This window comes from Pontibacter aquaedesilientis (assembly GCF_014773225.1).
GTDB classification, from domain to species: domain Bacteria; phylum Bacteroidota; class Bacteroidia; order Cytophagales; family Hymenobacteraceae; genus Pontibacter; species Pontibacter aquaedesilientis.
This window is the reverse complement of the sequence record NZ_JACXAJ010000002.1, coordinates 501296-511886: the sequence shown is the minus strand read 5'-3', so window position 1 is coordinate 511886 and position 10591 is coordinate 501296. Positions and strand designations below refer to the sequence as shown.

The window sequence follows — 10591 nt, the reverse complement described above, 5'->3', positions numbered from 1 at the left end:
AAACTTACGCTTGAGTAACCCTTCATCTCTTGAATTAAATTATTCATCTATATTCATTTCAGCATTAAGTAAGGGGATTATTATTAGGCGATACTTTTGCCTTAAGCCGATTATACTTAATTATGAGTTCCTCTTTTCTGACACTAAGAACCCAAAACATAAAAATAATCAATCCGGGGACTAACATGTTTTTCTGCCTCATCATAATACCCAGATTTCCTAAGGTAGTAGAGAAGGCAACACTACCTATAAAGAAAAAGAAAAATAGACCTTTGAGTTGATATGGAGCTTGTTTAAGCAGTTTAAGTGTTTTCATGTTTATTATCTTACCAAAAAGAATCAATAGTATCAAATTTTCTATAGAGGCGAAAACACCCATTATGTTGTGTACATCAAAGAATAATGGCCTAAATAAGAAAGTAAAAACTTTTAATGGAAGTGGATAAGAGGAAATATCTACGCTAGACCCAGTATGTCCTCTACTTAAGTTAGAAACCCTCGTGCTTGTAGATTGTTCTATACCATCAATTGAGAGCTCCTCTAACTTTACAAAGTTCATTACCTGATCAAAGATCAGCACAGCACCCACTGCCATACAGAAAGAAAGAAATAATTTCTGTACTGGCTTTAATCTATTATCAAAAAGGAATCCTACCCCAAATGAAACTAATATAAAAATTGTAATGTGAGGTCGTATATTATATGACAAAATCAAAGCAATTGCAATTCCCAATTTGCGGCCCATTGGCTTCATTACACTGAAGAGAAACAATCCTACGCAGAAAAATACCAATGTGTCTTTACCTACGCCGACAGACCAGAAATGAAGATTAGGCAGAAAAAAGATATAAGGGAAAATACTATAGCCATAAACTTTAACATTAGTCTTGACTAAGTTAACAGTAGATAGATAAAAAAACATTACTCCCAGGAACCCAATAAAGGTATAAATCATGGATCCTGTAAAAAAAGAGATGTCCATTACATTTACAAATACATAATTAAATGCATGCATAAATGCTGTACCTTGGCCTTGATTTAAGTATTGGTTAAGAGTCAAATAAGATTTTCGCCAGTATCCTAGAGCATCTCCACCAAAAATATTAACGTAAACAATATAAATTAATCCAAAAGCTACATGATAGTACCATAAGTAGTACAACCATTTTGTACTCTTAACACCAGCTTTACTTGAAAAATATGGTATCGCTACTTTAACTAAGTAGGGAATTAGCAACAATATAATAACATCGAATATCCCCATCATATATAATTAGATTCAATGTATATTATTATGATTTTTGCAAATGCAAAAGATTTTCAAGCCAAATAGACTTGGCTTTTCTAGAAGAGTACTTTTCTTCTACCATCATACGGCCATGCTCTCCCAGGCTCCTTCTAAGATCTCGATTGGTTAAGAGGATTTCTAAGGCTTTCTTCCATTCTGACAGGTTAGAGGCCTTGAAACCATTAACACCATCTACTATTATTTCATCATTAACGCCTACAGGGCTACCAACCACAGGTACACCACAACCCATATATTGGATAAGTTTATAACCACACTTCCCTTTTTCCCAAGCATCGTCGTTTAGTGGCATAATACCTATGTCAATTTCTCTAATTAAATTTACTTCCGAAGTTTCAGTCCATTCTATGACCTCTTCATAACCTTCAAAACCAATCCCATCTTTTCCTCCAATAATATGTAACCTAATAGGATATTTGCTGCTAAGTTCCTGCAATACTGGAAGAATGTTTTTGACATACTTCAAGGTAGAAGGAGAGCCAATCCACCCTATAATCACTTTGGGAGACTGCTCTTGGCCCTTAATTATATACAAATCTGTATCAATTACTGTCGGAATTACAATTATTTGGTTTGCTCCCGCCTTATTTGCATAAGACTGCAAGTACGTATTGCCTGCTACAACCAATGAGGCGCCCTTCATCACCTGTGCAATTTTGTTTTTTAATAAAAAGCGAACCCATTTATTTGGATGAAGGTCATAGTTATGGAAAATAGCATCGTCATAATCTACAATATACTTGACCCTTAGTAAGGCAAGTACCTGTTCTGCAAACGCAGGAAAATAAGGAAAGAGTTCTTTTTCTATGATTATTAAATCATATCTTGAGACGGTAAAAAGCTTTATTAACCTATAAAAATAGGCTATAATAATGTTTAGCTTATTAATGGTTTTCTTTTGATATAAACAAAGCAAGTATTGATCATCAAAGAGGGGACTATATTCACAGGCAATTCCCTGTTCCTCAAAATAAGGAATATACTGATAAGTGCGCAGCCTGCTGCTAGCTCCTAAGCGGGTATACTTCGGGAAAAATAAAATTTTCAAGTCTAATCTGTAATGGTGTTAAGGTGTAAAGGTAATACATTTACACTTTAACTAACCTAAGGATTGTATGGCAAGCATGTATTGGCTGACAGTCTTTTCTAAATCAAAGTATCTTTCGCCAATCCGCCTTGCTTCATCCCGAACAGTCCTTCTGTCCTGGCTTAGCGTTTGGTAAACCCATTGAACAGAAGCGTCTAAATGACTTGTTTCTAAATCAGTCAGCATGTGAGCACATGTTACACCTTGGATATATAGTTCTGTGTCACCAATACCTTTCGTCGCTAATACTGGCACACCGCACAACAGGTACTCTCCAAGTTTAATAGGTGCAACTGCTTTCATTGAAAAAGTTGGTCTACGTAACGCAAAGGCTATATCTGCTATAGACAAATAGATGGGCACTTCTTCGGCAGCGACTTTCTTAACCAGACAATTCGCTCTTAAAGTATTATAAGCTTCCAGATTCTTTTCAACTATTTCAGGTTGACCTGTTAGAATCAAGAACTTAGTAAGTGAATTAAGTTGATGTACTTTACTAAATATATACATCATTTCATCGAAACAATACTGCGGCCCTATCGACCCCGCATATACCAGCACAGGGAAGTCTTCTGTAGAAGAATTGAAAATTTCTTTTTTTAAGGCTTCATCAAATTTAGGAGCAAATAAATTTTTATCTCTTCCATTGTTAATTACTGTTATAATGTTTTCATTGAAGAGAGCTCCTGCCCTACTCGCTAATATCAACTTAGCCTGATTAGAACGTACAAGCACACCATCAGATCTTCTTAGGGCTTTGAATTCTATATCCCGGTAAATCCGATATTGAAGGCCGGAAGGTTCCCACCCACTAAAATCAACACGTTCATCCTGTTGTAGCCCATCTGCATCAAAAAGCAGTCTTACTTTATGCAAACCATCTATAGCTTTAAGTACTATTGCAGCAGCAACAGTTGCCCTCGGCATCACAATATCAATTCCGTGTTTCTGTATATACTTCTTTACCTTTTTACTATCTATCAAATTAGCTTTTAGCAATGCAGCAGGTACAAAACGACGGTTTACTTTTATCACTTCATAGTAGCAGCTCTTATCCTTGCAGGCAAGTTCTACTCTAGAAACATAATCTTCATTACCCCATGTAAATTGTAAAATATGACATTCAACAGCATATTGTTTACTCAATCTCTCAAATATGGGAAGGAACAATCCTTCAATATAAGTTACATCAGGCCCATTCCAGGTTACAAATAATAATTTCATATTATTCGTTTTCGAATTAGTAGTTCATCATACAAGCTTTCTACATCCTTCACGTATCGTTCTGCACTATATTTAGCATAGGCATTTGTAAAACCTGTTTCGCCCATTTCCTTCATTTTAAGCGGGTCTGACATAAGTTCTATTAATGCTTCTGCAATTTGTTCAGGACTATTTACATCTACTAAAATACCAGTCTTACCATCCTCTACAATATCTTTCAAGCCTCCTATTTTTGAGGCAATAACCGGCAACTTGTGATACATTGCCTCAACAACGACTAGACCAAAGGATTCTGTGGATGAAACGATTCCGAAAACATCCATTATTTTAAAGTAAGGATGAGGATCATACTGAAACCCTACCAATATTATATGTGACTCCAGACCTAATTCACTTATGTAAGTTTCTAAATAATGCTTATCTGGACCATCCCCTACAATTACAAGTTTAATATTCTCAAATCTATCCCTTAGCAATGCTATAGCATCCACTAAATCAGTAAATAATTTTACTTTATTAAACAGTCTACCAACACTTCCTATTACAAAATCGCCTTGAGAAATATTTAAAGACATCCTAAGATTAGAAATTAGCTCTTGGTTAACTTGTTGAGGGGGAAAAACACCATTTACAATTAGTCTTAATTTATTTGGACTAACCCTAGCTCGTGATAACAAATAATCATACGCAGCAGGTGAAACCCCAACAAAGGCGTCTGCTAAAAGAGACAACCCTTTAAGTAACTTATCTGCTTTTTTTGATCTGGTTTTTGGATCGGAAGTTTCTTCTGCGATAACTATAGGGACCTTGCCAAGTCTACCAGCAATTGTGGCAAGTAATACTCCCTCAAATACGGCCCCATGTATGATATGGGGTTTATAACTTTTTATAACTTTTAATACGGCTTTATACTTACTTAAATTCCAAATTTTTCCTAATAGCCCGATTTCTATAATTTCTACTCCTTCTTTAGAAATATCACTGGCTAAAGGTCCAATAACTTGTGTGCAAATTATTTTAATCTCAAATATTTCTTTTGGTAATAGCTTTGCTAAAGAATGTCGTCTGCGTTCTACACCTCCACTACTTATAGTCTCTTGAACATATAATACTCGTATCTTCATTAAGATTGATTAATGATAATTTAACTCACTCTTATTAGAGAGTATAAAAATTTCTTATGCGTTAAATGTAAAGAAAGTGTTCATGTTAATTGGTACAGTTCCTGAAGCTGGCTCAAATACTTTGCAGGAGAAAACATTTGCTTAACTTTGACTTGTGCAGAATTTATCATTCTAGCCTTTTCAGTTTCGGGCAACAATATCGCTTTCTCCAACTTTTCTAATAATGCTTCCTTTGAAGTAGGATTGAAAAGAAATCCATGCTCTCCATCACTTACAAATTCTGGAATACCTCCCGAATCAGTACATATAACAATATTTTCTGTCTGTATGGCCTCAATGCAAGCTAGCCCAAAACCTTCAAATAAGGATGGTAGCACAAAAAAAGTACTTTTAAGCAGTTCAGGGTAAGGATCCACAAGATAGCCTTTAAAAGAAATATTCTCATCCATATGAAGCCGCTCAGCCTGTTTCTGTAACACGTTTCTTAAACTCCCATTACCAATAATACTTAACTTGGCTTTAGGAAATCTTTTAATCAATTCAGCAAACGCTTCAATAAGTAAATCAATATTTTTAACAGGCTCAAGTCTTGCTACTATAGTAATCAAAAACTCCTCCTTTTTAACTTCCTCTACTTTTACAAATTCATTAACAGGATTATATATAAGTACAACCTTATTTGCGGGTGATTCCTTAGATTCAACTAAATAGGTCTCAACGGCTTTAGAAATTGCTATTACTTTATCTGAGAAACTATATATTAAACGAAAAAAAAGTTTCGCTTTTATAGAATGACTAGGTATACCTATCTCTTCACAAATAATCTTTTTAACACCTGATATTTTCGCTGCTAGAGTTGCATGAAAGTTAGCTTCAGCTCCAGCAGCATGGACAACATCAGGGTTTTCTTCTTTGATGACTTTCGTTAAAGCACTTATGAGTTTTAGAGATGGGATAGTAACTTTTATAGCATTCAACACTATTACTTTGTAACCTAATTTTTGTAACAGCACTTCGGTATTACCTCCATTTCCTAAAGCAACAAAAACCAAGTCATAGGATTTATCATGATATTTGGCGTGCAACTCAAATACTTTTTCTATTCCTCCATAATTAAGCTCTGTTGTAACACGGAGTATTTTCATTAATTTATGCTTTGGGCTAGTTAATTTATACTTATGTTTGGAGTATTAGGAACACTATTCTTAACTGACTCTTGAATTCTAGATTTTAACAATTCTTTTTTTTGGTCAGTGGCGAAAGGGCAGGCATCTACCAATAAATTTAAATTAATATGATTAGACTCATAATCTAAGTTGTCAAAAAGTTCTTCTAACTGAGTGCTTTCTGCAATATTGAAAGGAGTAGTAATCTGCTTTCCAACAGATAAGTAGTAATCCCTGAATTTGAAATTGCCTCCAGTTATTTTATCAGAAAAACTCACCCAGATTGAAGGTATGTTATAGGCATTAGCTATTATTATAGCGTGTAGAGAACTAGTAATTACAACTTTACACTTCAGTACCTGATTCAAAAATTGTTCCCAATTATAACCAGTCTCTATATCAATCACTACAACATTATGCTTATTCTTTTGCTTAAAAAGCCATGAACTTTTCTTATCTATGTAATGAGGTATGATTCCTATTTTGCATCTTTCAATAGATTGAGGATTATAGATAAATGGAAGCAGCAAAGCAGGGTCCCCGAAAACTGCCGGGCAATCAATCTTATTTTTAAGATAAATTTCCCTAGTCAGAGGTCCTCTGACAGCATAAACTTTCTTAGGCCTTTTAATTACCGAATTAGTATTTGATATAAAGCCACTACCCCAAACCAAGGAGCCTTCTTTGGCTGATTGCAATATACTCCCTATTACGGTATAATGGTCTAGTTGCTTAAGCCTTTTATTACTTAATAAAAGATACTTATACGGCAATGCTTTCTTCTCACTTAAATATTCTACTAGAGGGATATTAAGAGCATCACCAAAATTCGTAGACTTGGCAAAGCCATTAATAATAATTTTATTAGGATGAGAAAAGTACCTGAAAGTTTCAGTCAGAAAAAATCTCTTCTTGACCACTAAGCCTATAATAAAATCAATATGCTCCTTTGTTATTCGCTTCATTAGATTTTGATACGCTAGTCTATTTTGTAATTGTTAACACAGCACTTTTAGTTGTATGATAAGAAAACACAAGTATCTGCTTTGTTAACTCTATAATAATGCTTGAAGAAACAGCTTTAGATTTAAGATGACTTAGTAATAAGGATGTTCTTGCTTTCGCAGAATTATAATAATACCCACTACTTCTGCTAGAACTCATCCTTACATTACCCCTTCTTATAAGATATATATCTTCGGATAATATAACATAATTATTGGTCTTCAGTTTAATGACTTGCTCGCCATGCATTAACCACTCTTGGGAATTCTTCAGTTTTTCATTAAAGGGTGAACTTTCAAAAAAACTCATTTCCCATAATGGTCCTCCTACTGGCCATCTTATAATATTTCGAATATAATCCCAAAGCAGATTCTCAGAAGTGTATTTTCGTGCCCAGCCTTCTTCTAATTCCGAGGTTTCATCATTGAAAAAGCGACCATAAGCAAAGCAAACCTTATATTCTGGGTCAATTGATATTAATTGAATTTGTTTAAATAATGCCTCAGGAATCAAAATATCATCTGAGTCAACCCACTTGATAAATTTTCCTTTAGCGTGCTCATATCCATAATTTCGGCAACTGTTGGCCCCTTTCTTCCTATTGTTCGGCCTTGCGTAATATTTAATTCTAATATCTACAGCAGCAAAAGATTTAACTATATCTTCAGTGTCATCCGTAGACCCATCATCTACTATCAGTAATTCCCAGCAGATATAAGTTTGTTTGATTATACTTTCGATAGTAGTACTTATTATATCACCTCTGTTATAAGTTGGTACAACTATTGACACTAAAGGCATTGCACCATCTTTTTTAGCAAACGATTCTATCATTTTAAAAGGGCAAGGATATTTAAGAAGCTTATCGGAGCTCGTTTTACAGTTATATATTATATCAATCCCTTACAATATGTATCCCAATACTTTATCAAAAGTTTATTCCCGAAAAAAGTGAATCCCTTTCCTTGAAATGGAGTAGGGGTGATTTCACCAAAAACAGCTCCATTGTGCGTTGCATAAAAATCAATCCTTGCAAAGATTTGATATTCTTTACTAATCCTCTTAGCATATTCCAACATCTCTGGTAAACATTTCGGCGGGTCTTGTCGCTCACCATTTTCATATGAAAACTGAACTCTCTTTAAATTGCCCCAATTTTCGTCATAAAACTGAACTCTGCCTTTAGAAGGGCTCTGTCGGTTAATCACTTGTATACATGCCACTTTTCCATTAAACATGTATAACTTATAGTCATCAGGAATTTTAAACTCTCCCTTTTCATTTGTAACAAACTCCTCTATAAGAAATTCTAAATCAGGCTTCTTAGCAGCAGCTACAGACAAAACATCTATTATTTGCTGAGGTGCATAAGTATGGCCATCAAATAAATTTAGCCCCTTTTGCATTACAAATACCATCTTACCGCCCGCACCAGTAGTTGGCCGAATAACATAATTATCTGGCAAGGTGTCAAAAGGTATACTATTAAAATTTCTGCCCTGCCAGTATAAATAAGGTACTCTACAACCAAACTTAATAGCAAATTCCCTGGAGTTGTGTTTGTTGCTTAGCTTACGTTGCCAATTTTCAACATCCTTCCATTCCTCAACAGAGTCTGTAGCGTACTGAACTCTATGTGATATATTGTCCTTATCATTACCGTTCAACCAGAAAGTAGTATGCCTATATTTGATTCTCTTGAAAAACTCATTATTAGAATTCAGTTTTCTATTTAATTTATTTACAAGTTTTAGTAAAGGCATATTGTTATGCTTGTAGGTAATTGAAGATATTCTTTTAACTTGATGATATATTCTGACATTATATTACTCCGGTTCTATCGGGCTACAGCATCAAATAATATTTAATCTGTTTACTCTCAGGTATAATTTATACATACTGAATAGTAAAGGATTAAATTTAAATTTGCTTCTTTCCTCTCGTTTTAAATAGTTCACATTTCTTCCTATAAAGCCGTCTAAGAAAAGCTTTTTGTCTATAGTCAATAAGTTATTCTTTTTTAAATAATCTCTAATTTCTATTCTAAGCTTAAGTCGGTTTATTGTATTTTCTTGGATTCTATTTTTCGATCTTGAAATAGAGTTCTGTGCTGCATGGATTTTAGTTAAAAAAGCATCATCATATATTACCAAAGGATTATTTTGCATAAGCCTAAAAATTAAATCATACTCCTGACTACTAGTTAATGCTGTTTCCCATCCTCCAACTCTTCTAATTGCATCTGTTTTCCACAAATTAGCACTAGTGATCCCTAGATTACTATCAATTAGCCCTAGCCAAGGTGACAGATTTGACTTAATTTTTAGCTGTGATTTTGCTTTAATATAGACATAATTCCCAATTACCAGATTACTTGAAGGATTATTTTTTACTAACTTTATCTGATGATCTATTTTGTTGTTTAATAGCTCATCATCAGCGTCTAAAAACTGAATCCATTCGCCTGACGCTTCATACAAGCCTAAATTTCTACTTACATTTGCCCCTTTATTTATACCATCTTCATGGGTTAGTAATTTTAATAAAGGATATGTCTCTATCAATTCCTTACATTTCTCTAAAGATTCATCTGAAGAACCGTCTTCAATTAAAATAACTTCTTTAACACTATTATTATTTAAGGCAGATTCTACTGCTCTCCTAATAGTTTTAGCAGAGTTATATATTGGAATAATTACTGAAACAGAAGGCATTTATGGTAAAATTTAAAAGAGCTATGATATACAACTTATTTCATCTGCCTCTTAGCATTGAATATGCGCTGTATATCGCAACATTGATAATATTTTTATCAAAGAAGAAGTATTTAAAGGAAGAAAAATAGGTTTTTAATTTTTTAATCTTAGTATTTTGGAATTTTACAGTTTTTATTTTTTTAATGAATAGATGTTTTTTTACAATACTTTTATACTTAATATCAATAACATTTAATAGCATCTCATATGTATGTAGTGTTTCATTATGCCTAAATTCTAGGTTGCTTTGACTCCATACACCAGTATTATGCATTGTATAACCGCTCGGCACTATATCAGCATGATAATAGGCGTTACCATGTTGTGCTAACAGTGCAAATGTAAAGGTGTCACCATTCAATACACTATAAAATTCGTCTGGAAAAGATCTGAATAATCTATTTCTAAAGAGAGCAGTATTTGCCGGTATTAATGCCCCATTAATTACTTCTTCACCGGTTAAGTTCCTTTGCCTCTGTACCCCGAGCTTTGACTTTTTCAATAGATTTCCTTCTCCATCAACAACTACACTATCATGAAACGAGATAACATATTCAGGATTTTGCTCTAAAAAACTTACCTGCTTTTGTAATTTACTAGGATCATCCCAATAATCATCACCATCTAATAAGGCAATATACTTACCAGTTGCCGCATATATTGTTGATATATAATTTAATTTTCCTGGTATGCCATTATTCCGTTGAGAATGCAAAATAGGCTTTATAATAGCTGGAAATTTTTGTTGATATTCTAATAGGATTTCTCTCGTTCCATCAGATGAAAAATCATCACCAACAATTATTTCGTATTCAAAATTTATCTTTTGAGCAAGAATACTTTCTATTGCTCTACGAATATATCTTACTTGATTATATGTGATTAGTGAAACACTAACCATCGGTTTTATATCCATAGTT

At 33.8% G+C, this 10591-nt stretch carries 10 protein-coding genes; all 10 read right to left on the bottom strand.

What is annotated here, in order from left to right; all coding sequences use genetic code 11:
* Positions 1-64: 64 nt before the first annotated feature.
* The 10 genes from H9Q13_RS07250 to H9Q13_RS07205 all read right to left on the bottom strand — a co-directional run bounded on the left by H9Q13_RS07250 (position 65) and on the right by H9Q13_RS07205 (position 10587).
* The gene (locus H9Q13_RS07250) at positions 65-1267 is read right to left on the bottom strand and encodes a hypothetical protein (protein WP_191183094.1); all 1203 of its coding nucleotides are present in this window, start codon (positions 1265-1267) and stop codon (positions 65-67) included.
* Positions 1268-1292: 25 nt separating this feature from the next.
* On the bottom strand, positions 1293-2357 hold the full coding sequence (locus tag H9Q13_RS07245; protein WP_191183093.1) for a glycosyltransferase: 1065 nt from the start codon (positions 2355-2357) through the stop codon (positions 1293-1295).
* A 51-nt stretch (positions 2358-2408) separates the two neighbouring features.
* Positions 2409-3620, bottom strand: a complete 1212-nt coding sequence (locus tag H9Q13_RS07240; RefSeq protein ID WP_191183092.1) for a glycosyltransferase family protein — start codon at positions 3618-3620, stop codon at positions 2409-2411.
* On the bottom strand, positions 3617-4744 hold the full coding sequence (locus H9Q13_RS07235; protein ID WP_191183091.1) for a glycosyltransferase: 1128 nt from the start codon (positions 4742-4744) through the stop codon (positions 3617-3619). The genes H9Q13_RS07240 and H9Q13_RS07235 overlap by 4 nt, the downstream gene beginning before the upstream one ends.
* An 80-nt stretch (positions 4745-4824) precedes the next feature.
* Positions 4825-5889, bottom strand: a complete 1065-nt coding sequence (locus tag H9Q13_RS07230) for a glycosyltransferase (RefSeq protein WP_191183090.1) — start codon at positions 5887-5889, stop codon at positions 4825-4827.
* 20 nt (positions 5890-5909) lie between these two features.
* Positions 5910-6875, bottom strand: a complete 966-nt coding sequence (locus H9Q13_RS07225; RefSeq protein WP_191183089.1) for a polysaccharide pyruvyl transferase family protein — start codon at positions 6873-6875, stop codon at positions 5910-5912.
* 19 nt (positions 6876-6894) lie between these two features.
* Entirely contained in the window at positions 6895-7749 is an 855-nt protein-coding gene (locus H9Q13_RS07220; protein WP_191183088.1) for a glycosyltransferase family 2 protein, read from the bottom strand.
* 56 nt (positions 7750-7805) lie between these two features.
* Complete coding sequence (locus H9Q13_RS07215; protein ID WP_191183087.1) at positions 7806-8678, bottom strand: ATP-grasp fold amidoligase family protein; 873 nt, start codon at positions 8676-8678, stop codon at positions 7806-7808.
* A 90-nt stretch (positions 8679-8768) separates the two neighbouring features.
* Positions 8769-9629, bottom strand: a complete 861-nt coding sequence (locus H9Q13_RS07210; protein ID WP_191183086.1) for a glycosyltransferase family 2 protein — start codon at positions 9627-9629, stop codon at positions 8769-8771.
* A 40-nt stretch (positions 9630-9669) separates the two neighbouring features.
* On the bottom strand, positions 9670-10587 hold the full coding sequence (locus H9Q13_RS07205) for a glycosyltransferase family 2 protein (RefSeq protein WP_191183085.1): 918 nt from the start codon (positions 10585-10587) through the stop codon (positions 9670-9672).
* Positions 10588-10591: the final 4 nt, after the last annotated feature.

Excerpts from the sequence above, each read along its gene's own strand:
- H9Q13_RS07210 (WP_191183086.1), bottom strand. The coding sequence starts at position 9,629 with ATGCCTTCTGTTTCAGTAATTATTCCAATATATAACTCTGCTAAAACT.
- H9Q13_RS07250 (WP_191183094.1), bottom strand. The coding sequence starts at position 1,267 with ATGATGGGGATATTCGATGTTATTATATTGTTGCTAATTCCCTACTTA.
- H9Q13_RS07205 (WP_191183085.1), bottom strand. The coding sequence starts at position 10,587 with ATGGATATAAAACCGATGGTTAGTGTTTCACTAATCACATATAATCAA.
- H9Q13_RS07230 (WP_191183090.1), bottom strand. The coding sequence starts at position 5,889 with ATGAAAATACTCCGTGTTACAACAGAGCTTAATTATGGAGGAATAGAA.
- H9Q13_RS07240 (WP_191183092.1), bottom strand. The coding sequence starts at position 3,620 with ATGAAATTATTATTTGTAACCTGGAATGGGCCTGATGTAACTTATATT.
- H9Q13_RS07215 (WP_191183087.1), bottom strand. The coding sequence starts at position 8,678 with ATGCCTTTACTAAAACTTGTAAATAAATTAAATAGAAAACTGAATTCT.
- H9Q13_RS07225 (WP_191183089.1), bottom strand. The coding sequence starts at position 6,875 with ATGAAGCGAATAACAAAGGAGCATATTGATTTTATTATAGGCTTAGTG.
- H9Q13_RS07220 (WP_191183088.1), bottom strand. The coding sequence starts at position 7,749 with ATGATAGAATCGTTTGCTAAAAAAGATGGTGCAATGCCTTTAGTGTCA.
- H9Q13_RS07235 (WP_191183091.1), bottom strand. The coding sequence starts at position 4,744 with ATGAAGATACGAGTATTATATGTTCAAGAGACTATAAGTAGTGGAGGT.